Below are 24,748 nucleotides of genomic sequence, written 5' to 3' on the forward strand. Positions count from 1 at the left end.
TCAGTTTAGCGTGGAGGCCGATCACGCCCCGTCGGGCGGTTCAGACGAGGGGCGTGATGACGACGAGGAGGTCCCCGGCGTCCACCTGCTGAGTCTTCGGGATCGCGAGCCGTTCGATGGTTCCCGCGATCGGCGCAGTGATGGCCGCCTCCATCTTCATGGCCTCGATCGACGCGACGGCCTGTCCGGCAGCGACCACGTCTCCGATGGCGACCTGAAGCGTGACGACGCCCGAGAACGGCGCCGCGACCTGGCCGGGCTTCGCGCTGTCCGCCTTCTCGGCCGCCTTCGCCTCCACCGTGATGCCGCGGTCGCGCACGAACACGGGCCTGAGCTGCCCGTTGAGCGTGGTCATGACCGTGCGCATCCCCTTGTCGTCGGCCTCGCCGATCGCCTCGAGGCCGATGTACAGGCGCACGCCCTTGTCGATCTCGATGACGTGCTCCGTGCCCTGCTTGAGGCCGTACAGGTAGTCGATCGTGTCGACGACGGAGAGATCGCCGAACAGCTCGCGGATCTGCTCGAAGATGCGGGTCGGAGCCGGGAAGAGCAGCCGGTTGAGGGTCGCGCGACGCTCGGCGCTCGAGCCGTTCAGCGCCGCCGCGTCGGCTTCGCTGAGGTCTTCGACGCCCACCTTGACGGTCTTGCCCTCGAGCACCTTGCTGCGGAACGGCTCCGGCCATCCACCCGGCAACTCTCCGAGTTCGCCCGCCATGAACCCGACGACCGAATCGGGCACGTCGTAGTTCTGCGGGTTCTCGGCGAAATCGTCCGGGTCGGCGTGGACGGCGGCGAGGTGAAGCGCCAGGTCGCCGACGACCTTCGACGACGGGGTGACCTTCGGGATTCGCCCGAGGATGCGGTTGGCCGCCGCGTACATGTCCTCGACCAGTTCGAAATCCTCGGCTAGTCCGAGAGCCTTCGCCTGCTGGCGCAGGTTGGACAGCTGGCCGCCGGGGATCTCGTGTTTGTAGACGCGCCCCGTCGGGCCCGGGAGGCCGGACTCGAACGGGCGGTACACCTGGCGGACGGCCTCCCAGTACGGCTCGAGATCGCTGACGGCCGCCAGCGAGAGCCCCGTGTCACGCTCCGTGTGGGCGAGGGCCGCGACGAGGGCAGATGCGGAGGGCTGGCTGGTCGTGCCGGCCATCGGCGCGCTGGCCACATCCACCGCATCCGCACCGGCACGGCTCGCCGCGAGAAGCGTCGCGAGCTGGCCACCCGGAGTGTCGTGGGTGTGCACGTGCACGGGCAGGTCGAACTTCTCGCGGAAGGCGGAGACGAGCTTCTCGGCGGCTGCGGGGCGCAGCAGCCCGGCCATGTCCTTGATGGCGAGGATGTGCGCACCGGAGGCGACGATCTGCTCCGCGAGGCGGAGGTAGTAGTCGAGCGTGTAGAGGTCTTCGTTCGGGTCGAGCAGGTCGCCGGTGTAGCAGACGGCGACCTCGGCGATGGCCGTGCCGGTCGAGAGCACGGATTCGATGGCCGGACGCATCTGCGAGACGTCGTTGAGCGCGTCGAAGATACGGAAGATGTCCACACCGGTGGCTGCGGCCTCGCGCACGAACGCATCCGTGACCTGAGTCGGGTACGGCGTGTACCCGACGGTGTTGCGGCCGCGGAGCAGCATCTGGATATTGATGTTCGGCAGCGCCTCGCGCAGGGCGGCCAGACGGTCCCACGGGTCCTCGCCGAGGAACCGCAGTGCGACGTCGTAGGTGGCGCCGCCCCACGCCTCGATCGAGAGGAGCTCGGGAGTGAGCCTGGCAACGTACGGCGCGACAGCGAGCAGGTCACGGGTGCGCACTCGCGTGGCCAGCAGCGACTGGTGCGCGTCGCGGAAGGTCGTCTCAGTGACGGCGAGAGCGGTCTGCGCGCGCAGGTCCCGCGCGAACCCGGCAGGGCCGAGCTCGAGCAGCCGCTGGCGCGATCCGGCCGGCGCGGGCGCGCTCAGGTCGATCTTCGGGAGCTTGTCCTCCGGCTCCGCCGTCTCGGGGCGGGCACCGTTGGGCAGGTTGACCGTGACGTCGGCCAGCCAGTTGAGCAACTTCGTGCCGCGGTCCTTCGACTCGCGGCCGCGGAAGAGCTCCGGCCTTTCCTCGATGAACGACGTGCTGACGTTGCCCTCGATGAAGTCGGGGTCGTCGAGGACTGCCTGCAGGAACGGGATGTTCGTGGACACGCCGCGGATGCGGAACTCGGCCAGCGCACGACGGGCGCGGCTCACCGCGGCCCCGAAATCACGACCACGGCAGGTCAGCTTCGCGAGCATCGAGTCGAAGTGAGGGCTGATCTGGGCGCCTGGGTTGATCGTGCCGCCGTCGAGCCGGATGCCGCCGCCGCCGGGCGAACGGTAGGTCGTGATTTTGCCGGTGTCGGGCCGGAAACCGGCCGTCGGGTCCTCCGTCGTGATGCGGCACTGCAGCGCGGCGCCGCGGATGTGCACGGTCTCCTGACTGAGACCCAGGTCGTCGAGGGTCTCCCCCGCCGCGATACGCATCTGGGATTGGACGAGGTCGACGTCGGTGATCTCCTCGGTGACCGTGTGCTCGACCTGGATGCGCGGGTTCATCTCGATGAACACGTGCTCGCCCGCGCGGTCCCCCGCAGTGTCGAGCAGGAATTCCACGGTGCCGGCGTTGACGTAGCCGATAGACTTCGCGAACGCGACGGCGTCGCGGTACAGGGCCTGGCGCGTCTCCTCGTCGAGGTTCGGTGCCGGGGCGATCTCGATCACCTTCTGGTGGCGGCGCTGCACCGAGCAGTCGCGCTCGAACAAGTGCATGGTGTTACCGGATGCGTCGGCGAGGATCTGCACCTCGATGTGACGCGGGCGCAGAACGGCCTGCTCGAGGAACATCGTGGGGTCGCCGAAGGCGCTGTCCGCTTCGCGCATGGCCTCTTCGAGTGCGCCGCGGAGATCATCCTTCGTGTTGACGCGGCGCATGCCGCGACCGCCACCGCCTGCGACGGCCTTGGCGAAGATGGGGAACCCGATGTCGTCGGCCTGCGAGATCAGCAGGTCAATGTCCTTCGACGGAGGAGTCGACCTGAGCACGGGCACACCGGCGGCGATCGCGTGCTCCTTCGCGGTCACCTTGTTGCCCGCCATCTCGAGAACGCGCGGGGGCGGACCGATGAAGGTGATGCCGGCTTCGCTCGCAGCCTCGGCCAGGTCGGGGTTCTCGGAGAGGAAGCCATAGCCCGGGTAGATCGCGTCGGCGCCGCACTCCTTGGCGACCCGGATGATCTCCTTCACATCGAGGTAGGCGCGCACCGGGTGCCCGGGCTCCCCGATCTGGTACGCCTCGTCGGCCTTGAGCCTGTGCATGGAATTCCGGTCCTCGTACGGGAAGACGGCCACCGTCTGGGCGCCCAGTTCGTAGGCGGCCCGGAACGCCCGGATTGCGATTTCACCGCGATTGGCAACGAGGATCTTGCGGAACATAGGGACCTTTCGAGCAGGGGGCACGCCACACAGCAAACGGTTAGGTTCTCTAAGACTAGTGAAGGTAACGTAGCTACTTGTGCACGTACTCAGCGTTAGTTCCCTCAAAGGTGGTGTCGGTAAGACAACGGTGACGCTGGGCCTCGCTTCCGCGGCGTTCGCGAAAGGTTTGCGCACACTCGTCGTCGACCTGGACCCGCAGTCCGATGTCTCGACCGGCATGGACATCTCTGTCGCCGGTCACCTCAACGTCGCCGATGTGCTCGCATCGCCGAAAGAGAAGATCGTGCGCGCGGCCATCGCTCCGAGCGGCTGGACCAAGGGCCGCACAGGCAAGATCGACGTCATGATCGGGTCGCCGTCGGCGATCAACTTCGACGGGCCGCACCCGAGCATCCGCGACATCTGGAAGCTCGAAGAGGCCCTCGCGAATGTCGAACACGACTACGACCTCGTGCTGATCGACTGCGCACCATCGCTCAACGCGCTCACGCGCACGGCTTGGGCGGCCAGCGACCGCGTGACAGTGGTTACCGAGCCCGGACTGTTCTCCGTGGCCGCCGCCGACCGTGCGCTGCGCGCAATCGAAGAGATCCGCCGGGGCCTGTCTCCGCGACTGCAGCCGCTGGGCATCATCGTCAACCGGGCGCGCGTCCAGTCGCTCGAGCACCAGTTCCGCATCAAGGAGCTCCGCGACATGTTCGGGCCCCTCGTGCTGAGCCCGCAGCTGCCCGAGCGCACCTCGCTCCAGCAGGCGCAGGGCGCGGCGAAGCCCCTCCACGTCTGGCCGGGCGAGAGCGCACAGGAGATGGCGCACAACTTCGACCTGCTGCTCGAGCGTGTGCTGCGCACCGCGCGCATCGGAGAGTACGCGAACCAGGCTTAGTCGGCCTCACTGCGCGAACTGTGCCCTGCGCTCAGGCGCAACTAGAGCAAAGTCTTTGTCGGCGGCAGCCCGCCGAGCACTCAGGATGCTTTGACGGCGCGACGAGCCGCGAGCTCGTCCATCTGGTCGACCGATTGGGTGTCGAGTTCGACCAGGCTGCTCTCGACCTCGCGGAGGACTTTGCCGACCGCGATGCCGAACACGCCCTGCCCGCGGCTGACCAGGTCGATGACCTCGTCGTTCGACGTGCACAGGTAGACGCTCGCACCGTCGCTCATGAGCGTGGTCTGGGCCAGATCGTTGACGCCCGCCTCGCGGAGCTGGTTGACGGCGGTGCGGATCTGCTGCAGCGAGATCCCGGTGTCGAGGAGGCGCTTCACGAGCTTGAGGACGAGGATGTCACGGAACCCGTAGAGACGCTGCGATCCGGAGCCGGCGGCCCCGCGCACGGTGGGCTCGACGAGCCCCGTCCGTGCCCAGTAGTCGAGCTGGCGGTAGCTGATGCCGGCCGCACGCGCCGCGACGGCACCGCGATACCCGGACGTGTCATCCATCTCGGGGAGACCGTCGGTGAACAGCAGGCCGAGGTCGTACTTGGGCGAGTCGTTGTTTCGACTGAGTTCACTCATTCGTTTGCCTCTCACCCAGAACTGGACCGCGCCGGTTCGACGGCGCTTCAACCACGGTACCCATGCTCAGGGTCGCTATCAATGACATTCGGCGAAACAAGCCCGGCGTGTCGAAGTCGGTCACGGGCCGAGCCGGCCGAGTGCCGAGCGGATGAGGCTGTCGCGCACCACATCGAGCTGGGCCGCGATCTCCCTGGCGAGCTCCGCGGCCTGCGCGCGGCCCGACACATCGTTGCGTCTCACGATCGGCACCAGCGCGCTCTCGATCAGCCCGAGCTCACGCTCCGCCGCCGCCCGGAAGCCGCGCAGGTGCCGCGGTTCGATGCCGCATTTCTGCAGTTCGACGAGGGCTTTGAGCACGCCGAACGAGTCTTCGCCGTACACCTCCGCCGGCACGATCAGAGAAGCGGACACCGCGTCCTGCAGAAGCGCGTTCGATGCCCCGGCCTCGCGCAGCAGGTCGGCCTTCTTGAAGCGACGGCCGGTGGCGAGCATGGAAGGCCCGGATGCGCTCGCCGCGCCCGGCATCGCGGGCGACAGCCCGGCATCCAGCTCGTCGAGATAGGTGCGGATCACCTTCAGCGGCAGGTAGTGGTCGCGCTGCATCCCGAGGATGATGCGCAAACGCTCGACGTCGGCAGGTGAGAACTTGCGGTAGCCGGATGCGGTGCGCGCGGGCGACACGAGCCCGCGCTCCTCGAGGAAGCGCAGCTTGGACGACGACAGGTCGGGGAACTCGGGGGTCAGGTGCGCGAGGACCTGACCGATGCTGAGCAAGGCCGACCCAGCGGTACGAGCCTGAGCGGCTTGCCGCGCCACTAGGGTGCGTCTCCCGCTGTGAGGCGTGCGGAACGCATCTAGCTTGACGCCGGAGCGGCGAGGTCGTGCCTGGAAGCGTAGAAGGTGAGGCGGAACTTGCCGATCTGCACCTCTGCGGTGTCGGAGAGGAGGGCGGCTTCGATCCGGACGCCGTCGTAGTAGGTGCCGTTGAGCGAGCCGAGGTCTTTGACCTCGAAAACCGTGCCCCGACGGGTGAACTCGGCGTGACGTCGCGAAACCGTCACATCGTCGAGGAAGATGTCGGCGTCGGGGTGGCGGCCCGCCGTGGTCACATCGGCGTCGAGGAGGAAGCGCGCACCGGTGTTCGGGCCACGTCGCACGATGAGCAGCGCAGAGCCTGACGGCAGCGCTGCGATCGCCTCCTGCTCTTCGATGGACACGTCTCCGTCGACCGGGTACATCTGCGAGACGAACTCCTCGCCGAAGCGTGCTGTCGTATCCTCATTACCCCGAGACGCGTCGCGCAGGGGGTTCTCGGGCTTGTTCTCCGGCTTGTTCTCCGGCTTGTTCTCCGGTTCGTTCATTTCATCAGGCACCGTCGACCTCCTCTCCTTCCAGCGTATCGGATGGTCCGGACCCGGCACGGGCGGGAATCCGTATTACTCGGCGAGTTTCGCCGATGTAGACGATTCCGGCCCACCAGTACAGGAATGCGCCCCAGAGTGCGAACGCCCATCCGAGAGGCAACGATATCGGTGCGAACGCATCGAACGCCTCCCCCAACATGAGGAGGGGTAGGGCCACGAAAAGACAGAAGGTCGCGACCTTTCCGAGATGGTGCACCGGCAGAGGGCCGAAGCCGTGATTGGCGAGGATGACGCCGAGCACGGCCAGCATGATGTCACGTGCGAGGATGACCGCGACCAGCCACCAGGGGAGCACGTCGCGCCATGCCAGGCCGATCAGGGCCGCGAAGATGTAGAGCCGGTCGGCCGCGGGATCGAGCAGCTGTCCGAGCCGCGAGACCTGGTTCAGGCGACGCGCGAGGTACCCGTCGAGGAAATCGGTGATGCTCGAGACGATGAGCACCAGCAGGGCCAGGGCGTCCTCGCCGGCGATGATGAACCCGAGGAAGACCGGAACGAGTGCCAGGCGGAAGAAGCTCAGGATATTCGGCAGCGTGAACACCCGCGAGCTCACCTGGGTCACACCGTTTCCTTCCACAGCCTTCGAGTCTAGTAATCCCGGCGCCGACTAGGATTCAGCCGTGGACCCTGTTCTCGTGTGCCTTTGGATTCTCGCCGCCGCCTGCGCCCTGACCTGGATCCTGTCGCTGGCGACCGGCGAACATTCCTGGGTCGACCGCATCTGGTCCATCGTGCCCGTCGTCTACGTCTGGGTGTTCGCGGGCGCGGCGGGCCTCGCGGATGCGCGGCTCAACCTGGTGGCGGCCCTCGTGACCCTCTGGGGCATCCGGCTCACCTTCAATTTCGCCCGCAAGGGCGGCTATGCCCCGGGCGGTGAGGATTACCGCTGGGAGACCCTGCGCGGCCGCATGGCGGCGTGGCAGTTCGCCGTGTTCAACCTGTTCTTCATCGTGATCTACCAGAACATCCTGCTCCTGCTGATCACGCTGCCGGCCTGGACCGCCTTCCAGCACCGGAGCCCTCTCGGCGTCCTCGATGTCCTCGCCGTGATCGTGTTCCTGGCGTTCCTGGTCGGGGAGACCGTCGCCGACCAGCAGCAGTGGAACTTCCAGACCTGGAAGAAGGCGGAGACCGCCGCAGGGAGGACACCGCGTCCCCGGTTCGTCCAGACCGGACTGTTCCGCTTTTCGCGTCACCCCAACTTCTTCTTCGAGCAAGCCCAGTGGTGGGTGGTGTTCCTCTTCGGTGCGATCGCGGCCGGATCCCTGCTGCAGTGGACCGTGATCGGTGCCGTGCTGCTGACGGCGCTGTTCGTCGGGTCGACGGTCTTCACCGAGAGCATCACCCTGTCGCGCTATCCCGAATACGCCGAGTACCAGCGCACGACGTCGCCGGTCGTCCCGTGGCCCCGCCGCGGCACGCGCGATGCCGTCACCGCTCGGTGACCACGCCCTGGGTGGTGATGACGGATGGGCGACGCCGCGGCTTCGGGAAGGCCGCACGCATGTGATCGGAGTCGAGGAAGTCGGCGACCCCGATCAGGATGAGGCTGAAGAGGATCTGCTCGGTCACCATCCAGAGCGGATACAAGCCGGGGATCGCCGCGATCACCAGCGTGACGACCGGGAAGATCTTGCTGAAGAGGCGCAGCCGCGAGTACGCCCAGTAGTAGCCGCCCTGGGCTCGCCAGGCGAAGTAGAACAGCGTCAGGGTCATTCCGAGGACGACGGCGGAGCGCATCCACACCGCCCACTGGACGGGATGACCGCCCAGCTGGAGCACCAGGGCCACCACGACCGCGGCGAGCCCGAGGACGAACTCCGCAACGAGCAGCCAGGTGATGACGACGAAGGCGCGCCGGGTGCGCGGATCGTCGCGCGCTTCCGCCGGGATCGTGTACTCGGCATGGCGGCCGCCGGCGATCCGATCGAGCCCGGCCAGCAAGGTTCTCATGCGTCGACGATAACCCGCGCGACATGCGGAAACCTGACTGCGAACGCTCGGTCGAGCGCGTAGCTTTGAAAGATGTCGTGCATCCGTTTCAACACCCCGGCCCAGCGGCAGGCCATGCGTGCGCACGCGCCCGTGATGCTCACGCCGGAGGAGGCCGCTGCCCTGCACCCGTCTCCCCTGGTCACCGAGAGCAAGCTCCACCGCCTGCGGCTGCTCGCGGTCCACGAGAACCCGAAGATCCGCGAGTCGGTGGCGAGCAGTTACAACACGCCGGACGACGTCTTCCTCGCGCTCGCATCCGATCCGGATGAGGGCGTCAGGTCGTGCCTCGCCCGGAACGAGGCGACGCCCTGCGATGTGCTCCGGATGCTTGCCGCCGACCGGTCCGAGACGGTCCGCGGGTGGGTCGCGGTCAACTATTTCGTTCCCGGGGATGTGATGGAGCGACTGGCCGACGACCCGTCCCGCACGGTGCGAAGTCTCGTGAAGTGGAAGTCGCAGCTGGCCGACGCACGATGAGCGGGCAGGTCTCCGCGACTGTGCGGGTGGACAGCTGGGTCTGGGCGGTGCGCCTGACGAAGACCCGATCGCTTGCCGCGGCCGCGTGCCGTGGTGGACATGTCAGGGTGAACGGGGACAAGGCGAAGCCTGCCCAGGCCGTTCGCATCGGCGACGAAGTGCGGGTCCGCGAAGGAGGCGTCGAGCGGATCGTCATCGTGCGTCGGTTGATCGTCAAACGGGTGGGCGCATCCGTTGCGGTCGAGTGCTTCGACGACCTGACCCCGAAGCCGGTCACGCCGGTGGAAGTGCCGGCCGCAGTGGTCCGGGAGCGCGGCGCCGGACGCCCGACGAAACGCGATCGGCGCGTGCTCGACCGCCTGCGGGGTCACGGCGCGTGACCGGGACGGCGCGGGCGCGGGTCGGAATCTCCGGCTGGACGTACGCCCCCTGGCGCTCGACGTTCTATCCGAAGGGTCTCCCCCACAAGGACGAGTTGCGTTTCGTGGCGGAGCGACTGGACTCGATCGAACTCAATGGAAGCTTCTACGCGCTGCAGCGGCCGTCGAGCTACCGGCGCTGGGCCGAAGAGACGCCGGCCGATTTCGTGTTCTCGATCAAGGGCGGTCGCTATGTCACGCACATCCGCCGCCTGAAGGAGCCCAAGGAGGCGCTCAGCAGCTTCTTCGCATCCGGTCTGCTTACGCTCGGCGACAAGCTCGGGCCCCTGCTCTGGCAGTTGCCGCCGAACCTGCAGTTCGAGAGCGGGCTGATCGAGGGGTTCTTCACGGCGCTCCCGCGCACGACACTCGAGGCCGCCGCGCTCGGCCGGACATCGACGCTCGACGAAGAGCGCACCTGGACCGCGGTGACGATCGACCGACCTCTCCGTCATGCGATGGAGGTGCGGCACGACAGCTTCGTCGACGAGCGCTTCCTCGCGCTCGCGCGAAGCCACAGCATCGCGATCGTCGTCGCGGACACCGCCGGGCGCTGGCCGCTGATGCGGGAGGTCACGTCGGACTTCCAGTACCTTCGCCTCCACGGCGACGAGGAGCTCTACGCGAGCGGTTACACACCCGAGTCCCTCGATGCGTGGGCGCACGACATCTCGGGCTGGGTGAGCGGAGCGGCCTGCCCAGACGGCGTCGGGCGCGATGTCTACGTCTACTTCGACAACGATATGAAGGTCAGGGCTCCCTACGACGCCATGAGCCTGCGGGAACGACTGGCGCGCTGAGCCGGTCAGTCCTGCAGCACGGAGAGCACGTTGCCCGCAGGGTCGCGGAACCAGGCGATGTCGGGCCCCTGGCCGACAGCCTTGCCGCGCGCGATGCCCTTCTCATCCGTGGGGAACGATCCGTCGTCGTAGATCTTCGTCACGACGCCTCTCGAGTTCAGCTCGTCGACCGCGGCGTCGATGTCCTCCACGACGAAGTTGAGGATCGTGAAGCTCGCGGGCTGGTGGTCTTGCTTCGGGTAGATGAAGACGGTCGCGCCGCCAGGGAGGGTGAGGTCGATGTTGCCCATCGCCCCGTCCTTGGCGTCGAGGCCGAGGGTCTCGCCGTAGAACGCTTTGGCGGCCGGGATGTCGTCGACGCTGAATCCGCTGAAGCTGTTGACCGGTGCAAACATGGAGTGCTCCTTCGCCGGCGGTCTCGTCACCGCCGTCACCCACGCTACCCCCGGGTCGGCTCCGGCGGTTCAGACGAAGCGGATCCCCTCGATGAGCCGCGTGCGCAGGTCGAAGACGCGGTCGACGCTCTGCCGCTCGGCCCCGGACGCACCGTTGCGCAGGACCTGGGGAAGAAGGGAGCGGCGGATGAGCAACGAACCGGCGAGGCGCCCCCGCTGGACGCGGTCGTACGGAACGTCGAGTGCGCCGTCGGGCACCACGACGATCAGCCCGGTGAACCGAACCCCGACGGAGCGCGAGAACGTCTTGGCGTCACGATGGAGCTCGTGGAACGGCTCCTCGTCGCCGGCGAGCCCGGCCCCGACGATCTCGCCTTTGGAGAGTTTGACCTCGGAGCCCCAGTCCTCGCTGCGCACGGCGAACAGCCCGGCCGGGCCGAGCACGATGTGATCGAGCTTGGAGTCCGACTTGGGATGGACGGCGACGTCGTTCCAGATGGTGAAGCCGATGCCCAGGCCGGAGACCGCCCTTGCCGTCGCTTCTTCGGCGAGGGCCTTGGCCAGAAGCGCTCGGATCTCACGGGGCGCTGATCGCACGAGCGCCGGGTCATACGGGTCGGACAGTTCCCTGCCGCGTCCAACCCATTCGCGCATGAGACGCAGGTAGTGCTCGCGGGCCTGGCCGCCCGGGTGGCCGTAGGTTCGGGCGCGAACCGCGGTGCCGTGCGGCGTCGGCGCGGCGAAGGTCGCACTGAAGCCGTGTCCGGCTGTGCCGCCCGAGGTCGCAGCCGCCGCATCCTGGATGCTCTCCCCGCGGTCGAACGCGGCCCTGTCGGTCGGGTCCCCGACGAGCTCCCACGCACGCTGCACCTCGGTGAACCGCACGGCGCTTCCTCCGGTGTCCGGATGCGTCTGCCTGAGCAGGCGGCGGTAGGCGCGACGCAACTCGTCATGGCTCACCGTCGCGCTCACACCGAGCACCTCGTACGGTGTCGGCGACGCGGGGCTCTCACTCATGCTGCGTGCGGGTCCTTCGTATTCGTCGGCGGCTGTTCGCTCGCTCATGACGATACCGAACGGCGGCTCCAAGTCCGCTTACAACCGGCTGTGACGGATTTCTATTGCGGACAGAAAATGACCGCAATGCTGCCTAGGCTCGAATCAGAGAGTACGACGGATCGCGAACGATCTGCGATCCCCCACCGAGAGAAGGAATGCCATGAACTGGAAGATCGAACTCATCTTCGTCCCCGTCACCGATGTGGATCGCGCGAAGGCCTTCTACGTCGACCAGGTCGGCTTCAACGCCGACTTCGACCAGACCGTGAGCGACGAGGTGCGCTTCGTCCAGCTCACTCCCCCGGGCTCCGCCTGCTCGATCGCCTTCGGTCGCGGCCTCAGCGACATGGAGCCGGGCTCGCAGCGCGGTATCCAGGTGGTCATCCCGAACGCCGAAGAGGCCCGGGCACACCTCGTCGCGAACGGTGTCGACGCCAGCGACGTCGACCAGCAGCCCTGGGGCAACTTCGTGACCTTCTCCGACCCGGATGGAAACCGCTGGACCCTGCAGGAACTCGTTCCGCGGTCTTGACAGCGCAGCGCTGAGCTGTATATTTGCCGTATAGGTTATAGAACCGATTGGTTATAGATATGGCAGACCAGCTCAGCGCCGTCTTCTCGGCTCTCGCCGACCCGACCCGGCGTGAGATCCTCCTCCGGCTGATGGACGGCGACGCGAACGTCGCGGCACTCGCCGAGCCCTTCGCCGTCAGCCAGCCAGCCATATCCAAACACCTCAAGGTGCTCGAAGGCGCCGGGCTCGTCACGCGTACCAGAGTCGCTACCTCGCGCCTCAGCCACCTTGAGGCGGCGCCGCTGAAGGAGGCGACGATGTGGATGGAGCGCTACAGGCGGTTCTGGAACTCCAGCTTCGACAAGCTCGATACAGCCCTTGCCGAATACCAGGCGCGGGAGAAAGCTGTCGACGACGACAGCAACAACGAAGGGGAAGGTGCGGAACGATGACCGACAGCAGACCGAGTGGAGTCGCCGATACCGACGTCTACATCAGCCGGGCGTTCGAGGCGCCACGGGAACTCGTCTTCCGCTTCTTCACGCAGCCGGAACAGTTGGCGACCTGGTTCGGGCCGACAGGCTTCTCGGTGCCACTCGACACGATCGTCGTCGAACCCTACGTCGGGGGCCGGTGGGAACTCGCCATGGTCGACGATGCGCAGGGCGGCTCCTTTCCGATGCGCGCGACGATCGTCGAATTCGTGGAGCCGGAGCTGATCGTGATCGAGGGGTCCGCCGAGACAGGAATGGGCGCCCTCGACGCGGTGACCCTGCGCATCCAGTTCCACGACCACGGTGACCGTACGCGGATCACGCTCCACCAGGGTCCCTTCGACCCGGAGATGCTGCACGCCACCGAGGCCGGCTGGCTCCAATCGTTCGACAAGATCGACAGGATCCTCGCCGCGGGAGCGGTACCGGAGACGGGAGAGCACCGATGACGGAGCAGACAGCCCTGCAGACGGAGACGGTCGCATCCGCCGACGGGACGACGATTGCGTTCGAACGCGTCGGGAACGGTCCCGCCGTGGTTCTGGTCGACGGCGCGCTGTGCCACCGCGCATTCGGCCCGTCCCGCCCGCTCGCGGCGGCACTCGCGGACCGGTACACCGTCTTCGCCTACGACCGGCGCGGCCGGGGCGACAGCGGCGACACGCTGCCGTACAGTCCCGAGCGCGAGGTCGAGGACCTGCAGGCCGTCCTGGGCGCCGCCGGCGGTGATCCCTATGTCTACGGCATCTCTTCGGGCGCCGGCCTCTCGCTGGAGGCGGCGGCGCGGGGCGTGCGGATGCGCAAGCTCGCGACCTACGAGGCACCGTACGTCGCGGCGCGATGGAAAGACCCGTCGGTGGACCATCTCGCCCACATGAACGCGCTCATCGCCGAGGACAAACGCGGTGCCGCGGTGAGCTACTTCCTCGTCACGATGGTCGGCGCGCCGGCATTCGTCCCGGTGATGATGCGCGCGATGCCGAAAGTGTGGAACCAGATGAAGGCGGTCGCACCGACGCTCCGCTACGACCTTCAGGTCATGGGCTCCTTCACGGCACCCGTCGAGAGGTTCGCCGCGATACCGGTGCCGACGCTGGTGATGGTCGGCGGCAAGGCGCCGGGTCCGATGCGCGACGCACAGGATGCGGTCGCCGCCGCGATCCCCGGATCCCGTTTCGCCGTGCTCGACGGGCAGACGCACCAGGTGTCGGAGAAGGCGATCGCACCCCGGCTCGTGTCATTCTTCACGGAGTGAGCACCGCGAACCAGATCAGGAGCAGCGTGACGACGAACCCACACGCGTAATTGATCCAGAGGAAGCGGCGCCAGCCTCCGTTCGCGGCGGCGGAGTCGGCATCCGTAACCGACCAGTACGGCGCGGCGGCCAGCATGTACGGGACCGCCAGCGCGGACGCGAGCGGTCCGGGCCAGGCCGTCACGAGCATCGTGAGTCCGGCGAGTGCCCACGCGACGATGGCGAACCGCACCGTGCGCCGGGCGCCGAGCACGGTCGCGATGGAAGCGAGGCCGCCTGCACGGTCGGGCACGACATCCTGAACCGCACCGAAGGCATGGCTGCCGATTCCCCAGAGGAAGAAGGCGACCAGAACCGCCCACAACTGCGGGGTGAAGACGGCGCCGGCCAGCACGAGACCGTAGAAGGCCGGACTCACGAAATGGGTGCTCGAGGTCATCGAGTCGAGGAACGGGACCTCCTTGAACCGCAATCCGGGAACCGAATATGCGAGAAGCGCGAACAGGCTGACGGCGAGGACGAGCCACGACGCAGGCGGCCCCACGAGAACCAGCCAGACGAGGAACGGAACGTTGGTCGCCGCTGCCGCGATCAGCACTCTGCGATGGAGCCGCCGATCCAGCACGGCGCCTTCGACCCCGCCCTTGCGCGGGTTGTGCTGGTCGGACTCGAGATCGAAGACATCGTTGATCCCGTAGAGGGCCACGTTGTACGGAATCAGGAAATAGAGCGTGCCGACGATGAGCGTCGCGTCGACCTTCCCGGTCGTCAGCAGGTAGGCGGCCCCGAAAGGGAACGCTGAATTGATCCAGCTGAGCGGGCGTGAGGTCAGCAGGAGCTGTCGCGCGACATGCAGGGTCGCTGTGTCGGTCACTCGGCGCTCCTTCTTCGGAACAGGAGCCACAGCGCAGGCAGGAGGATGAGGGCCGCCACGGGGTACGCGAGGTCCCAGGCCGGCATGAGTCCGACCGTCGGTCCCGACACGGCGCGATCTGCATAGCGCATGAGACCTGCGGCGATCATCAGGTTGTCGAAGACGACCGTGAGCAGGATGAGCACGGCACCGGCGATCGCGACGGGGCCGGACCAGCGTCGGATGAGCGCTCGGCGATCTCGTACGGCGGCCAGCGCGCCGGCCAGCACGACCAGGGCGATCGCGAGGAAGGCGGAGGACAGAAGCGCGTACGTCACCGCCGCCGCCTGACATCGAGAATCCGCCGCACGCCCAAGACCAGGTTCATCGTGAGGTAGCAGAGGAAGGCGAGGAAGAAGAGCTCCTCGATCGGGAACTCGGGCGCCACCAGCACGCCGGTGCTGATCGGGGACGCGCCGCGCTCGAAGATGCCGAGCGCGATACCGGCCAGATCCCAGACGACGAAGAACACCAGGCCGATCGTCGCCACCACCGTCGCACGCCACGCATCGCGCCAGAAGAAGAGACGGAAACGCCGGTCGAGCAGGGTCATGCAGCCCAGGGCGCCCACGAGGAATACGAGATAGAGGATGCTCACAGCGGCTCCGCCAGCGGTCCCGACGACCGGTCGCCACGCAGCCGCTTGACCACGAGCTCCGCGCTGATGAGGCACATCGGCAGGCCGATTCCGGGAACGGTGCTTCCGCCCGCGTAGTAGAGACCGGCGACTCGCGCTGAGAAGTTGCGGCCCCGGAAGAACGCGCTCTGCCGCAGCGTGTGGGCGGGTCCGAGGGCACCGCCCTTCCACGCGTTCAGGTCGCGTTCGAAATCGGCCGGGCCGATCGTGCGCCGCACGACGATCCTTCGGCGCAGATCGGGGATGCCGGCCCACCGTGCCACCTGTTCGATGGCCGCGTCGGCGATGGCCTCCACCTGCGGCGATCCGCTGCCGTCGAGACCGCCGTGGCCGATGGCGACAGCGGCGGGCACGGGTACCAGCACGAAGAGGTTCTCGGCACCCTCCGGGGCGACGAGGGCGTCGGTGGCGCTGGGGCGGCAGACGTACAGCGAGGCGGGATCGGGCACGGAGGAGGGATCTCCGAAGATCCGGCCGAAGTCTCCCTTCCAGTCCGCGGTGAAGAAGAGGCTGTGGTGGGCCAGGGCGGGAAGCTCACCGGTCACGCCCAGAAGTACGAGGACAGCGCCGGGCCCGGAGATGCGCGCATCCCACCAGCGCTGCGGATATGTGCGGAGCTCCGGTGGCAGCAGCACCGTCTCGGTGTGGTGCAGGTCGGCCGCCGAGACGACGATGTCGGCCGGGATGCGCCGCGTGCCGGAAGCATCGGAGACCTCGACCCCGGTAACGCGCGGTCGGTCGTCGCCGACCTTCGCGACGACGGATGCGATCGCTGTCGCACGTGTCCCCGTCACGATCTGCGCGCCCTCCCGGCGCGCAAGCTGCTCCATCCGCTCCATGAGCGCTGCGAATCCGCCCCGCGGATAGAGAACGCCGTCCTCGAGATCGAGATGGCTCATCAAGTGATACATGCTGGGCGCGTCGAACGGAGATGTGCCGAGGAAGACAGCCGGGTAGCCGAGCACCTGCTGGAGCCTCCGGTCGTGGACGAAGCGCCGGATGAACGCGTCGAGCGGCTGCAGCAGCAGGCGAGCGAGCCGTGGAGAACGGCCGAGCACAGCAGGCGCCAGCAGGGGCCGGAACGAGTCGAACGTGTTGTACAGGAAGCGGTCGACGGCCATCCGGTACGTCTCCCGCGCGCTCCGCAGATAGCGGTCGAGGGCCGCTCCTGCGCCGGGCTCGAGGCGCTCGAATGCCGCGAGATTCGCACGACGATCTGCGGCGATGTCGAGAGGTTCGATCTCGTCTTCGAAGAAGACGCGGTAGCCGGGGTCGAGCCGCACGAGATCGAGCTGTTCGCTCGCACTCGTGCCTAGCAGGCGGAAGAAATGATCGAAGACCTCCGGCATCAGGTACCACGACGGGCCGGTGTCGAACCGGAACCCGTCGCGTTCCCAGGAACCCGCACGGCCGCCGATCTCGGCACGCGCCTCGACCACCGTCACCCGGTAGCCCTCGCGTCCGAGGAGCGCCGCGGTCGCAAGGCCGGCTATCCCCGCACCGATCACGACGACCCGCACAGCCTCCTGACGGACGGCGACCGTCACCGCACTCCCCCGCCCCACCCGGCGGTGGCGCGGACCAGGATGGCCAGCTTGGTCCGGGTGGGCACACGCACGCGTGTCACCACGAGGGACCGTGCGGGCGTCGCACGGAGGCGGTCGCTCAGTTCGGCGAACAGCCCGTAGGCCGCGACGATCGCGCGGCGACAGGTGTCCGGCAGCTCGGGGATCGCCTCTGCCGCCGCATCGAGATCGGCGTCGATGTCGGCGACGACCTCGAGCTTCTGGCGCTCCGTCAGCTGAGAGGGATCGATGCCGGGAAAATAGTTGCGGCCGAGCTCCGCCCAGTCCACCGCCAGGTCGCGGAGGAAGTTGATCTTCTGGAAGGCCGCCCCGAGCCGGCGCGCTCCTGACTCGAGTCGTGCCCGGCGGGCATCGTCGATCAGCTGTTCATCGAGGAAAGCGCGCAGGCACATCAGGCCGATCACTTCGGCGGAGCCGTAGATGTACGCCGCCAGTTCGTCGGCCGAGAAGTCCACAGGGCTCAGGTCGCGCCGCATGGACTGGAAGAACGGCGCTGTGAGGGAGGACCCGATCCCGATCCGCCGCGCGGTCGTCGCGAACGCGTGGACGACCAGGTTGGTGCTGTACCCCGTGCGCATCGCCCGCTCGGTCTCCGCCTCCAGGGCGTCAAGGAGCTCCCGCTGCCCCGCGAGGTCGAGCCCAGCCTGCCCTGCAGCGCCGTCGACGATCTCGTCGGCGATCCGCACGAGCGCGTAGATGTCCTCGACGAGCGGCCGCACCGTTGGTGCGAGCAGCCGGGTGGCCATCCCGAACGACGTCGAATACTCGTGGATGACCTGCGCGGAACTGGCGTGAGCTGCCCGGCGGTAGAGGGCGAGATCGGTCGGGCTACCGGGCGCGGTGCGCGCAACAGCCGTGTCCTCGCGGGTCATGCGATCCTCCCGACGCAGCTCTCGGCGAACTCTGCGAGTTGCAGGGCGAGCGCGGCGGGGACTGCCGCGCCGAGCGCTGCGATCGCATCGCGAACGTAGTCGGAGACGAGCGATTCAACGAAGTCCCGAGCCCCGCAGCGCTCAAGGAGGGATCGAACTGCGGCCGCGTCGTCCTGGCTCAGGTCGGGACGACCGAGCAGCAGCTCGATGTCCGGCCACGCCTCCGTCCCTCTGGCGTAGGCGATGATCGGCGTCTCCTTGCCTTCGCGTAGGTCGCCGCTGGCGCTCTTGCCCGTGACCGCCTCCACACCGAAGGTGCCGAGAAGGTCGTCGCCGAGCTGGAACGCAATGCCGAGGAGCCTGCCATAGTCCGCCAGCGCGGCGAGGCAACCGGCATCCGCTCCGGCCAGGAGAGCTCCCGCGACGAGTGGCGCTTCGAACGAATACGCCGCCGTCTTGCGCTCCGTCATCGCGAGCACGTCGGTCAGCCGCGCATCGCTCATCCCGATGCTGAAGGACACGTCCGCAAGCTCCCCGGCGGCCGTCACGAAGACGCCCCGGTCGAACACATCCAGCACGGCCGTCCTCACGGAATGGTCGACGTCGAGCCTGGCGACCAATGATTGCGCGAAGTGGATGAGCAGATCACCGGCGAGGATCGCTGCGGTCCGCCCCCACTGGTCGGCTTCGGTGTCGCCGAGCGACCGGCGCCGGGCATCCCGGCCGAATTCGCCGACGAGGTTCGGCACTCCGCGACGGATCTCGTCACCGTCGATCACGTCGTCGTGCAGGAGAAATGCCGTGTGCAGCAGCTCGAACGCAACTGCCAGATCGACGGCCCCCGCCGTGTCGACACCGCCGAGCCCCTGGTGAGAGATGAGGACGAGCGCGGGGCGCGTGCGTTTGCCGCCGCCGCTCGCGCGGGACGCCGCCCGCCAGAGGTGCTCGTATTCGCTGCCATACCCGACCGCTCCGGCCACCTGGACAGCGAAGAATTCCTGGATGCGCCGCTCGACGTCGATCATCAGATCGAGACGCTCGGCCGACGACTCCGTCCGGGTCTGCATGGTCGTCACCGTTCCTTTAGCTAGCCAAGTTAGTAAATAACTTAGCACGCTTCTTGCCGATGCAATAGGATGTTTCCATGGCATCCGGACGAGACGACGCGCGGCGGATCTCCGGTTCGCTGCTCGACCCGCGTGTGATCGATCCGCGGCAGGAATTGGTCACCCACGACGACCTCAACGAGAAGGAACTCCAGCAGGTCGTCGACGTCCTGACGGCGATCCGGGACTGGCGGGAGGCCGAACAGCGCCTCAACTTCGCGTCCCGCACGCACATGAAGCTCAACGAGACCGACATGAAGGCGCTGCGCTACATCATCGCCTCGATGAACCAGGGCGTCGATGTCACCGCGGGCGCTCTCGCCGAGCACCTCCATGTCTCGACCGCATCCACCACCAAACTCCTCGACCGGCTCGAACACGCCGGCCACATCGCCCGTCGCGCCCACCCCACCGACCGACGCGTCATCACGATCGCGATCACCGATGAGACCCACGAAGAGGTCCGCCGCACGGTCGGGCGCCAGCACGCCCGTCGGTTCGAGGTCGCGAAGAAGCTCACACCCGCCGAGCGGGACGTGGTCATTCGCTTTCTCACCGAACTGAGCGCGATCGCCGACCCGCCGGCGGAAGCGTAGTTCCGGCCGCGAGAAAGTCGGCAGAGGGGATTGACAATTTGGGCCGACCCTGCATCCCCACAAGAAATGCATGTACGACGATGTGGTGTTGTAGTTTCTCAGCATGGGCAAGCTCATTTACGGCACGACGACCGAGATCGGATTCGAGGACCGCGTCCTCGCGCACCTTCAGATCGTCATCGGCCTGAAGCTCCGGCGCAAAGAAGGCTTCTTCTTCTCGTGGCGAGACGAGCAGAGCGTCGGTGACGGCCGCAGCGCGATCTGGATCGACCCCGCCATTCCCCTGCTCTTCCGGTACAACGGCGGCCGGCAGCCCAAGATCAACAAGGAATGGCTCGAAGCCCTCACGCTGTCGTCGAACAGCGCCCAAGGGCTCCAGCTCACCGAAGAGATCGGGGCCCTCGGACGCGACGAGGCGAGCGCCGAGATCACTTCGCAACGCCGATAATCTCAACTCTGGGCAAACACTCGGTTGTCCTTCTGCGCTGACGCGCCTAGCGTGGGTTCTGGCGCCGGACGGCGGCGCTGGTAGCAGCAGGAAAGCGAGGCTGAGTTCATGGCAGCCACAGACCCCGGAACCCCTGGTTCCGGGACTCCCGAGGACGCAACGCCCACGACCGCGCCCGCAGGCGGAGCCACGGCCGACACCGACGAGACCAACGGTGATCGTCCCGGCGACATCCCCTTCGACCAGGCCACTGCGGAGCACGAGAACCCACACCTGGCCTGAGACCTGGCGACGGCACTTCGTGCGGCACCCGGTCGGGCGTCACGCCGTCAAGCGAGATACTCGCGCAGTTCGGGACACCGGAGTCGTTCGAGGCTGCGCGTCTCGAGTTGACGTACACGCTCGCGGGTGATTCCGTAGAGCTCCCCGACCTCGTCGAGGGTCAGCGGCTTGTGTCCGTCGAGACCGAACCGCAGCCGCACGACCCGCGCATCCCTCGGCGGGAGGGTGTTCAGCCGCTTCTCGAGGTCGTCGTGCCGGAACGACAACTCGACCGCCTCCGGAGGACCAGGAAAGTCGTCGTCCTCGATGAGGTCGCCGAGTTCCGCGCCGTCGTTCTCACCGACCGGCACCGCGAGCGAGACGGTCTCCGAATTGCTCCGCTCGAGCTTGCGGACCTGGTCGGGGTGGAGGTTGGAGGCCTCGGACAGTTCAGCGAGCGTGGGAGTGCGGCCGAGCTCACCGCCGAGGTCGCGGCGGATGCGGTCGAGCTTGTCGATCTTCTCCACCGTGTGCACAGGGATGCGGATCATCCGCGCCGTGTCCGCGATGCCTCGAAGGATCGACTGGCGGATCCACCACGTCGCGTAGGTCGAGAACTTGTTCCCGGTGCGGTGGTCGAATTTCTCGACCGCGCGAACCAGCCCGAGATTCCCTTCCTGGATGAGATCCATGACCGGCAGGCCGCGTCCTGCATAGCGTTTGGCGATGCTCACGACGAGGCGCAGGTTGGATTCGATGAAGCGGTCGAAAGCCTTACGGCCGTCTTCGGCGAGCCAGATGAGCTCACGACGCTGTGCGGGCGTCAGGCCGGTACGGGTGAGCAGGCGCTCGTCGGCGAGGACGCCCACTTCGATGCGTTTTGCGAGAGAGACTTCCTCTTCGGCCGTCAGCAACCGTGTGCGGCCGATGGAATTGAGATAGTCGCGAACCGGATCAGTCGTTACTTCGAGGGCAGTCATGGCGGTCTCCGTCGTGTTCTCTTGTCGTGGTCGGGTACAGTCGGGCACCCGGGCCACGCCAAGGCTAAACATGCGGATACGTCCCCCGAAAGGGGTTGACATCGTGCTCGCCGATCGGCTAGGGGCCACCACGACGCGGATGTACTGTCAACCCCTGACGGCGGCCGGGCGACGATCGTACGTTCATCACGTGACTACCGATGCGACGAAGCTCAAGACGATCACCACCCTCATCCCGGCGCGCCTGGACCGGCTCCCCTGGTCCCGTTTCCACTGGCTCGTCGTCGTCGGCCTCGGCACCGTCTGGATACTCGACGGTCTCGAAGTCACGATCGTCGGCGCGGTCGGGAGCCGTCTCACAGAGCCCTCCAGCGGCCTCGGACTCACGACCGCGCAGGTCGGTCTCGCCGCGGCGATCTATGTTGCAGGGGCCTGCACCGGGTCCCTCGTCTTCGGCTATCTCACAGACCGATTCGGCCGAAAGCGCCTCTTCATCATCACGCTCGGCCTCTACCTGCTGGCGACAGTGGCGACCGCTTTCTCGTTCACGCCGATCGTGTTCTTCATCTGCCGGTTCTTCACCGGCGCGGGCATCGGCGGCGAGTATGCGGCCATCAACTCGGCGATCGACGAGCTGATCCCGGCCCGCCGTCGCGGAACCGTCGACCTCGCCATCAACGGCTCGTACTGGCTCGGTACGGCGTTCGGAGCCGTGCTGACGGTGTTCCTGCTCGACACGAGCATCTTCCCGCCGGAGCTGGGCTGGCGGCTCGCGTTCGGTCTCGGCGCCGTGCTGGGCCTGGTCATTCTGCTGGTCCGGCGCAACGTTCCTGAGTCGCCGCGGTGGATGTTCATCCACGGCCACGACCAGGATGCGGAGAAGCTGGTCACCGAGATCGAGCACGACATCGAGGAGCAGACGGAGCAGCGACTCCCCGAGGTCACGGACGACAAGGCCATCGAGATCCGGCAGCGAAGGTCCACCGGGTTCGGCGAGATCGCACGCGTCGGGTTCACCCAGTATCCGAAGCGGGTCGTGCTCGGCCTGTCGCTGTTCATCGGCCAGGCCTTCCTCTACAACGCCGTCTTCTTCACGTACGCGCTCGTGCTCACCAAGCTCCTCCACGTTCCTGCCGACGTCGCGCCCTGGTCGCTCGTGCCGATCGCGATCGGCAACCTGCTCGGTCCGATCGCACTCGGTCACTTCTTCGACTCGCTCGGCCGTCGACTGATGATCTCGGCCTCCTACATCGGGTCGGGCGTCTTGCTGGTCGGAACCGCGATGCTGTTCTCGGCGGGAGCGCTCGACGCGTTCTGGCTCACGGTCTGCTGGATGGTCGTCTTCTTCTTCGCGTCAGCGGGTGCGAGCGCTGCCTACCTCACCGTGAGCGAGATCTTCCCGATGGAGACCAGGGCGATGGCGATCGCCTTCTTCTTCGCGATCGGCACGGGAATCGGCGGCATCACCGGCCCCATCCTCTTCGGGCAGCTGATCAACGGCGGCATCCAGGCGGTCGCGATCGGCTACTACATCGGTGCAGGCCTCATGATCGCCGCGGGTCTCGTCGAGGTCTTCCTCGGTGTCGATGCGGAACGCAAGACGCTCGAGGACATCGCCGAGCCGCTCTCGAAATCCAGCCCGGAAGGCTGACGATCGGTGTCGGCTCAGCCGATCAGTTCCAGCAGCGCCGGCTCCGGTGCACGGCCGCCCGAGACATCGATGAGCTCACCCGAACGGTAACGGTCGAAGACCCTCGGATCGATGTAGCTGTTGCGGGCGATGGCCGGCGTGTTGCCGAGAGCGGCGGCGGTCTCGGCAACGGCCGATGTCATCCGCTTCTTCCGCTGAGAGTCCGTGCCTGCCGTGCCCAGCTGCGCGAGCGCTTCTGCCGCAACGATGGTGCCGTGGAGGGTACGGAAGTCCTTGGCGGTGAACTCGCCTCCGGCCGCAGCCCTGATGTACTCGTTCAAGTCGGCGGGGCGGATGTTGTGCCAGCGCGTGTCGCGCCACGACAGGAGTCGCGAACGGGGACCGCGCTCCTCCACGATCTCGCCGAGAACGCGCGCGACATCGGAATCCGTGATCGTCGAGATCCACCGTTGTGCGCTCTTCGCCGGAAAGGTCAGTGTCACCTCGTCGCCCGCGATCGTCGCGTGCCGGCAGAGGAGGGTCGTGAGGCCGCGGCTTCCGTTGGCGTGCAGGTACTCCTCGCTTCCGATCCGCAGCGAGCCCAAGTCGATGATCCGGAACGCGGCGGCGTGGATACGGTCGCTGCCCAGACCGTCGACGCGCAGGTCGCGGGTCACGCGCCTGCGGGCCGCGGGGAGTGTCCCGGCGAGCTGCAGTGCGCGGTCGAACTTGATGCGGTCCTGACGCCGCCGCCACGACTCGTGGTAGAGGTACTGCCGCCGCCCGGCCTGGTCGGTGCCGACGGCCTGGATGTGCCCGTTGGCTTCCGCGCAGATCCAGACATCGGTCCAGGCTGGCGGGATGACGAGCGAGCGGATGCGCTCCAGCTCGCGCTCGTCGACGATCGGGTTGCCGGCCTCGTCGACGTACCGCGGGCCCGTGCGCGACGAGAGACGACGGTATCCGGGTCCTGCCGGGTCGCTGTGCCGGAGGCGGGTCACGCCGGCTTGCGCTTCTTGCCCGCAGCGGCCTTCGCAGGCTTCTTGGATGCGCGGCTCCGGTCGACGCTGCGCTGCAGCGCCTCCATCAGGTCGATGACCTCGCCTCCGCCCGCCTGCTTCTCGGCCTCCTCGCCGAAGGTCTCGGCCGTGTCGACGGCGTCGCCCCGTTCGAGCTTGGCGTCGATGAGCTTGCGCAGCTCCTCCTGGTATTCGTCCGCGTACTTCTCGGGCGCGAAGTCGCCGGCGAAGCTCTCCATCAGCGCATTCGAGAGGTCGAGCTCGCGTTCGGTCAGGCGCGTGCGCTCTTCGAGCGCAGGGAAGTTGGCTTCGCGCACCTCGTCGTCCCAGAGCAGCGTCTGGAGCATCAGCACATCGCCGTGCACGCGAAGCGCTCCGAGGCGCGTCTTCTGCCGGAGCGCGAACAGGACGACCGCCGTGCGGTCCGCATCCTCGAGAGTCCTGCGCAGCAGCGTGTAGGCCTTCACCGACTTCGAGTCGGGTTCGAGATAGTAGCTGCGGTCGAACATGATCGGGTCGATCTGGTCGCTGGGCACGAACTCGACGACGTCGATCTCGCGACTGCGCTCGGCGGGCAACGACGCGAGATCCTCGTCGGTGAGGATGATGGTCTTGTCCCCCGCCTCGTACGCTTTCGCGATGTGCTCGTAGGGGATGATCTTGCCGTCGATCTCGCAGCGGCGCTGATAGCGGATGCGCCCTCCATCGGCATCGTGCACCTGGTGCAGCTGCACGTCGTGATCCTCCGTCGCGCTGTACACCTTGACCGGTACGTTCACGAGTCCGAAGGTGATGGCGCCCGTCCAAATGGCCCTCATGGCACCTATTCCACCACTGATCGGCCCTATTTCAACCTTTACTTGACGTTTTGGCCCGGCGTAGCGTTGTGCGCACGGCGACCC

Annotated in this window: 30 protein-coding genes; 13 read left to right on the top strand and 17 right to left on the bottom strand. The window is 67.2% G+C overall.

The annotated features are described in order from the left end of the window. Nucleotides 1-40: 40 nt before the first annotated feature. A complete protein-coding gene (locus ACV7NN_RS02770; protein ID WP_463348060.1) occupies nucleotides 41-3,448 on the bottom strand; it encodes a pyruvate carboxylase in 3,408 nt (1,135 codons plus the stop codon). Nucleotides 3,449-3,527: 79 nt separating this feature from the next. Between ACV7NN_RS02770 and ACV7NN_RS02775 the strand changes: the two genes are divergently transcribed. Then, the gene (locus tag ACV7NN_RS02775; protein ID WP_463348061.1) at nucleotides 3,528-4,334 is read left to right on the top strand and encodes a ParA family protein; all 807 of its coding nucleotides are present in this window, start codon (nucleotides 3,528-3,530) and stop codon (nucleotides 4,332-4,334) included. 80 nt (nucleotides 4,335-4,414) lie between these two features. On the opposite strand, the gene ACV7NN_RS02780 is transcribed toward ACV7NN_RS02775, so the two are convergent. The 4 genes from ACV7NN_RS02780 to ACV7NN_RS02795 form a co-directional block, all read right to left on the bottom strand. Then, nucleotides 4,415-4,963: a MerR family transcriptional regulator gene (locus ACV7NN_RS02780; RefSeq protein WP_463348062.1), complete on the bottom strand. Its 549-nt coding sequence runs from the start codon at nucleotides 4,961-4,963 to the stop codon at nucleotides 4,415-4,417. Between the two features lie 120 nt (nucleotides 4,964-5,083). Then, a complete protein-coding gene (gene ftsR, locus ACV7NN_RS02785) occupies nucleotides 5,084-5,782 on the bottom strand; it encodes a transcriptional regulator FtsR (RefSeq protein WP_463348063.1) in 699 nt (232 codons plus the stop codon). 38 nt (nucleotides 5,783-5,820) lie between these two features. Then, nucleotides 5,821-6,327 carry an FHA domain-containing protein gene (locus ACV7NN_RS02790; protein ID WP_463351220.1) on the bottom strand — a complete coding sequence of 169 codons (507 nt, stop codon included), beginning with the start codon at nucleotides 6,325-6,327 and terminating at the stop codon, nucleotides 5,821-5,823. Nucleotides 6,328-6,331: 4 nt separating this feature from the next. Continuing rightward, nucleotides 6,332-6,952 (bottom strand): CDP-alcohol phosphatidyltransferase family protein, encoded by a 621-nt coding sequence (locus ACV7NN_RS02795; RefSeq protein ID WP_463348064.1) that lies wholly within the window; start codon nucleotides 6,950-6,952, stop codon nucleotides 6,332-6,334. Nucleotides 6,953-7,010: 58 nt separating this feature from the next. Here ACV7NN_RS02795 and ACV7NN_RS02800 point away from each other — a divergent pair, with 58 nt between their 5' ends. Continuing rightward, the gene (locus ACV7NN_RS02800; protein ID WP_463348065.1) at nucleotides 7,011-7,835 is read left to right on the top strand and encodes a DUF1295 domain-containing protein; all 825 of its coding nucleotides are present in this window, start codon (nucleotides 7,011-7,013) and stop codon (nucleotides 7,833-7,835) included. On the opposite strand, the gene ACV7NN_RS02805 is transcribed toward ACV7NN_RS02800, so the two are convergent. Beyond that, a complete protein-coding gene (locus ACV7NN_RS02805; protein WP_463348066.1) occupies nucleotides 7,822-8,343 on the bottom strand; it encodes a hypothetical protein in 522 nt (173 codons plus the stop codon). The two genes, ACV7NN_RS02800 and ACV7NN_RS02805, sit on opposite strands and share 14 nt — an antisense overlap. 72 nt (nucleotides 8,344-8,415) lie before the next feature. Here ACV7NN_RS02805 and ACV7NN_RS02810 point away from each other — a divergent pair, with 72 nt between their 5' ends. Genes ACV7NN_RS02810 through ACV7NN_RS02820 form a run of 3 tightly spaced genes read left to right on the top strand, consistent with a single transcriptional unit; the run spans nucleotide 8,416 to nucleotide 10,081 of the window. Beyond that, nucleotides 8,416-8,862 carry a hypothetical protein gene (locus ACV7NN_RS02810; RefSeq protein WP_463348067.1) on the top strand — a complete coding sequence of 149 codons (447 nt, stop codon included), beginning with the start codon at nucleotides 8,416-8,418 and terminating at the stop codon, nucleotides 8,860-8,862. Continuing rightward, entirely contained in the window at nucleotides 8,859-9,242 is a 384-nt protein-coding gene (locus tag ACV7NN_RS02815; RefSeq protein ID WP_463351221.1) for an RNA-binding S4 domain-containing protein, read from the top strand. Before ACV7NN_RS02810 ends, ACV7NN_RS02815 begins: the two co-directional genes overlap by 4 nt. After that, on the top strand, nucleotides 9,239-10,081 hold the full coding sequence (locus ACV7NN_RS02820) for a DUF72 domain-containing protein (protein ID WP_463348068.1): 843 nt from the start codon (nucleotides 9,239-9,241) through the stop codon (nucleotides 10,079-10,081). The genes ACV7NN_RS02815 and ACV7NN_RS02820 overlap by 4 nt, the downstream gene beginning before the upstream one ends. Before the next feature lie 5 nt (nucleotides 10,082-10,086). Here ACV7NN_RS02820 and ACV7NN_RS02825 read toward each other — a convergent pair whose 3' ends face one another. Both ACV7NN_RS02825 and ACV7NN_RS02830 read right to left on the bottom strand, forming a co-directional pair. After that, nucleotides 10,087-10,476, bottom strand: coding sequence for a VOC family protein (locus tag ACV7NN_RS02825; protein WP_463348069.1), 390 nt, complete (start codon nucleotides 10,474-10,476; stop codon nucleotides 10,087-10,089). Nucleotides 10,477-10,545: 69 nt separating this feature from the next. After that, nucleotides 10,546-11,493 (bottom strand): J domain-containing protein, encoded by a 948-nt coding sequence (locus ACV7NN_RS02830; protein ID WP_463351222.1) that lies wholly within the window; start codon nucleotides 11,491-11,493, stop codon nucleotides 10,546-10,548. 202 nt (nucleotides 11,494-11,695) lie between these two features. Between ACV7NN_RS02830 and ACV7NN_RS02835 the strand changes: the two genes are divergently transcribed. The 4 genes from ACV7NN_RS02835 to ACV7NN_RS02850 are packed head-to-tail and all read left to right on the top strand — an operon-like array spanning nucleotide 11,696 to nucleotide 13,798. Beyond that, on the top strand, nucleotides 11,696-12,067 hold the full coding sequence (locus tag ACV7NN_RS02835; RefSeq protein ID WP_463348070.1) for a glyoxalase superfamily protein: 372 nt from the start codon (nucleotides 11,696-11,698) through the stop codon (nucleotides 12,065-12,067). Nucleotides 12,068-12,126: 59 nt separating this feature from the next. Continuing rightward, nucleotides 12,127-12,501, top strand: a complete 375-nt coding sequence (locus ACV7NN_RS02840; protein WP_463348071.1) for an ArsR/SmtB family transcription factor — start codon at nucleotides 12,127-12,129, stop codon at nucleotides 12,499-12,501. Beyond that, nucleotides 12,498-12,992 carry an SRPBCC family protein gene (locus ACV7NN_RS02845; RefSeq protein ID WP_463348072.1) on the top strand — a complete coding sequence of 165 codons (495 nt, stop codon included), beginning with the start codon at nucleotides 12,498-12,500 and terminating at the stop codon, nucleotides 12,990-12,992. The genes ACV7NN_RS02840 and ACV7NN_RS02845 overlap by 4 nt, the downstream gene beginning before the upstream one ends. Beyond that, the gene (locus ACV7NN_RS02850) at nucleotides 12,989-13,798 is read left to right on the top strand and encodes an alpha/beta fold hydrolase (protein ID WP_463348073.1); all 810 of its coding nucleotides are present in this window, start codon (nucleotides 12,989-12,991) and stop codon (nucleotides 13,796-13,798) included. The genes ACV7NN_RS02845 and ACV7NN_RS02850 overlap by 4 nt, the downstream gene beginning before the upstream one ends. On the opposite strand, the gene ACV7NN_RS02855 is transcribed toward ACV7NN_RS02850, so the two are convergent. The 6 genes from ACV7NN_RS02855 to ACV7NN_RS02880 are packed head-to-tail and all read right to left on the bottom strand — an operon-like array spanning nucleotide 13,788 to nucleotide 18,873. Then, on the bottom strand, nucleotides 13,788-14,672 hold the full coding sequence (locus tag ACV7NN_RS02855; RefSeq protein WP_463348074.1) for a prenyltransferase: 885 nt from the start codon (nucleotides 14,670-14,672) through the stop codon (nucleotides 13,788-13,790). The genes ACV7NN_RS02850 and ACV7NN_RS02855 overlap by 11 nt on opposite strands. Then, the gene (locus tag ACV7NN_RS02860; protein ID WP_463348075.1) at nucleotides 14,669-14,989 is read right to left on the bottom strand and encodes a lycopene cyclase domain-containing protein; all 321 of its coding nucleotides are present in this window, start codon (nucleotides 14,987-14,989) and stop codon (nucleotides 14,669-14,671) included. Before ACV7NN_RS02860 ends, ACV7NN_RS02855 begins: the two co-directional genes overlap by 4 nt. After that, nucleotides 14,986-15,309, bottom strand: coding sequence for a lycopene cyclase domain-containing protein (locus tag ACV7NN_RS02865; protein ID WP_463348076.1), 324 nt, complete (start codon nucleotides 15,307-15,309; stop codon nucleotides 14,986-14,988). Before ACV7NN_RS02865 ends, ACV7NN_RS02860 begins: the two co-directional genes overlap by 4 nt. Then, nucleotides 15,306-16,895: a phytoene desaturase family protein gene (crtI, locus tag ACV7NN_RS02870; RefSeq protein ID WP_463348077.1), complete on the bottom strand. Its 1,590-nt coding sequence runs from the start codon at nucleotides 16,893-16,895 to the stop codon at nucleotides 15,306-15,308. Before crtI ends, ACV7NN_RS02865 begins: the two co-directional genes overlap by 4 nt. Continuing rightward, nucleotides 16,892-17,806 (bottom strand): phytoene/squalene synthase family protein, encoded by a 915-nt coding sequence (locus ACV7NN_RS02875; RefSeq protein WP_463348078.1) that lies wholly within the window; start codon nucleotides 17,804-17,806, stop codon nucleotides 16,892-16,894. Before ACV7NN_RS02875 ends, crtI begins: the two co-directional genes overlap by 4 nt. After that, on the bottom strand, nucleotides 17,803-18,873 hold the full coding sequence (locus tag ACV7NN_RS02880; RefSeq protein WP_463348079.1) for a polyprenyl synthetase family protein: 1,071 nt from the start codon (nucleotides 18,871-18,873) through the stop codon (nucleotides 17,803-17,805). Before ACV7NN_RS02880 ends, ACV7NN_RS02875 begins: the two co-directional genes overlap by 4 nt. A gap of 77 nt (nucleotides 18,874-18,950) precedes the next feature. Between ACV7NN_RS02880 and ACV7NN_RS02885 the strand changes: the two genes are divergently transcribed. From ACV7NN_RS02885 to ACV7NN_RS02895, 3 genes are all read left to right on the top strand, one after another. Beyond that, nucleotides 18,951-19,508: a MarR family winged helix-turn-helix transcriptional regulator gene (locus ACV7NN_RS02885; protein ID WP_463348080.1), complete on the top strand. Its 558-nt coding sequence runs from the start codon at nucleotides 18,951-18,953 to the stop codon at nucleotides 19,506-19,508. Nucleotides 19,509-19,611: 103 nt separating this feature from the next. Further along, nucleotides 19,612-19,956 (top strand): DUF7882 family protein, encoded by a 345-nt coding sequence (locus tag ACV7NN_RS02890; RefSeq protein WP_463348081.1) that lies wholly within the window; start codon nucleotides 19,612-19,614, stop codon nucleotides 19,954-19,956. Between the two features lie 108 nt (nucleotides 19,957-20,064). After that, a complete protein-coding gene (locus ACV7NN_RS02895; RefSeq protein ID WP_463348082.1) occupies nucleotides 20,065-20,238 on the top strand; it encodes a hypothetical protein in 174 nt (57 codons plus the stop codon). A gap of 47 nt (nucleotides 20,239-20,285) precedes the next feature. Here the strand turns inward: ACV7NN_RS02895 and ACV7NN_RS02900 are convergent, their stop codons facing one another. Then, complete coding sequence (locus ACV7NN_RS02900; protein WP_463348083.1) at nucleotides 20,286-21,197, bottom strand: sigma-70 family RNA polymerase sigma factor; 912 nt, start codon at nucleotides 21,195-21,197, stop codon at nucleotides 20,286-20,288. Between the two features lie 244 nt (nucleotides 21,198-21,441). Between ACV7NN_RS02900 and ACV7NN_RS02905 the strand changes: the two genes are divergently transcribed. Further along, on the top strand, nucleotides 21,442-22,848 hold the full coding sequence (locus tag ACV7NN_RS02905) for an MFS transporter (protein WP_463351223.1): 1,407 nt from the start codon (nucleotides 21,442-21,444) through the stop codon (nucleotides 22,846-22,848). A 14-nt stretch (nucleotides 22,849-22,862) separates the two neighbouring features. Here ACV7NN_RS02905 and ACV7NN_RS02910 read toward each other — a convergent pair whose 3' ends face one another. Both ACV7NN_RS02910 and ku read right to left on the bottom strand, forming a co-directional pair. Continuing rightward, on the bottom strand, nucleotides 22,863-23,828 hold the full coding sequence (locus tag ACV7NN_RS02910) for a DNA topoisomerase IB (protein WP_463348084.1): 966 nt from the start codon (nucleotides 23,826-23,828) through the stop codon (nucleotides 22,863-22,865). Next, on the bottom strand, nucleotides 23,825-24,664 hold the full coding sequence (gene ku, locus ACV7NN_RS02915) for a non-homologous end joining protein Ku (protein WP_463348085.1): 840 nt from the start codon (nucleotides 24,662-24,664) through the stop codon (nucleotides 23,825-23,827). The genes ACV7NN_RS02910 and ku overlap by 4 nt, the downstream gene beginning before the upstream one ends. Nucleotides 24,665-24,748: the final 84 nt, after the last annotated feature.

The organism is Leifsonia sp. Ger2509 (genome assembly GCF_055231915.1).

Bases quoted from the DNA above. Each gene is read 5' to 3' on its own strand.
- ACV7NN_RS02770 (WP_463348060.1), bottom strand. From the start codon at position 3,448: ATGTTCCGCAAGATCCTCGTTGCCAATCGCGGTGAAATCGCAATCCGG.
- ACV7NN_RS02780 (WP_463348062.1), bottom strand. From the start codon at position 4,963: ATGAGTGAACTCAGTCGAAACAACGACTCGCCCAAGTACGACCTCGGC.
- ACV7NN_RS02790 (WP_463351220.1), bottom strand. From the start codon at position 6,327: ATGAACGAACCGGAGAACAAGCCGGAGAACAAGCCGGAGAACAAGCCC.
- ACV7NN_RS02805 (WP_463348066.1), bottom strand. From the start codon at position 8,343: ATGAGAACCTTGCTGGCCGGGCTCGATCGGATCGCCGGCGGCCGCCAT.
- ACV7NN_RS02810 (WP_463348067.1), top strand. From the start codon at position 8,416: ATGTCGTGCATCCGTTTCAACACCCCGGCCCAGCGGCAGGCCATGCGT.
- ACV7NN_RS02815 (WP_463351221.1), top strand. From the start codon at position 8,859: ATGAGCGGGCAGGTCTCCGCGACTGTGCGGGTGGACAGCTGGGTCTGG.
- ACV7NN_RS02825 (WP_463348069.1), bottom strand. From the start codon at position 10,476: ATGTTTGCACCGGTCAACAGCTTCAGCGGATTCAGCGTCGACGACATC.
- ACV7NN_RS02830 (WP_463351222.1), bottom strand. From the start codon at position 11,493: ATGAGTGAGAGCCCCGCGTCGCCGACACCGTACGAGGTGCTCGGTGTG.
- ACV7NN_RS02835 (WP_463348070.1), top strand. From the start codon at position 11,696: ATGAACTGGAAGATCGAACTCATCTTCGTCCCCGTCACCGATGTGGAT.
- ACV7NN_RS02840 (WP_463348071.1), top strand. From the start codon at position 12,127: ATGGCAGACCAGCTCAGCGCCGTCTTCTCGGCTCTCGCCGACCCGACC.
- ACV7NN_RS02845 (WP_463348072.1), top strand. From the start codon at position 12,498: ATGACCGACAGCAGACCGAGTGGAGTCGCCGATACCGACGTCTACATC.
- ACV7NN_RS02850 (WP_463348073.1), top strand. From the start codon at position 12,989: ATGACGGAGCAGACAGCCCTGCAGACGGAGACGGTCGCATCCGCCGAC.
- ACV7NN_RS02875 (WP_463348078.1), bottom strand. From the start codon at position 17,806: ATGACCCGCGAGGACACGGCTGTTGCGCGCACCGCGCCCGGTAGCCCG.
- ACV7NN_RS02880 (WP_463348079.1), bottom strand. From the start codon at position 18,873: ATGCAGACCCGGACGGAGTCGTCGGCCGAGCGTCTCGATCTGATGATC.
- ACV7NN_RS02885 (WP_463348080.1), top strand. From the start codon at position 18,951: ATGGCATCCGGACGAGACGACGCGCGGCGGATCTCCGGTTCGCTGCTC.
- ACV7NN_RS02890 (WP_463348081.1), top strand. From the start codon at position 19,612: ATGGGCAAGCTCATTTACGGCACGACGACCGAGATCGGATTCGAGGAC.
- ACV7NN_RS02895 (WP_463348082.1), top strand. From the start codon at position 20,065: ATGGCAGCCACAGACCCCGGAACCCCTGGTTCCGGGACTCCCGAGGAC.
- ACV7NN_RS02900 (WP_463348083.1), bottom strand. From the start codon at position 21,197: ATGACTGCCCTCGAAGTAACGACTGATCCGGTTCGCGACTATCTCAAT.
- ku (WP_463348085.1), bottom strand. From the start codon at position 24,664: ATGAGGGCCATTTGGACGGGCGCCATCACCTTCGGACTCGTGAACGTA.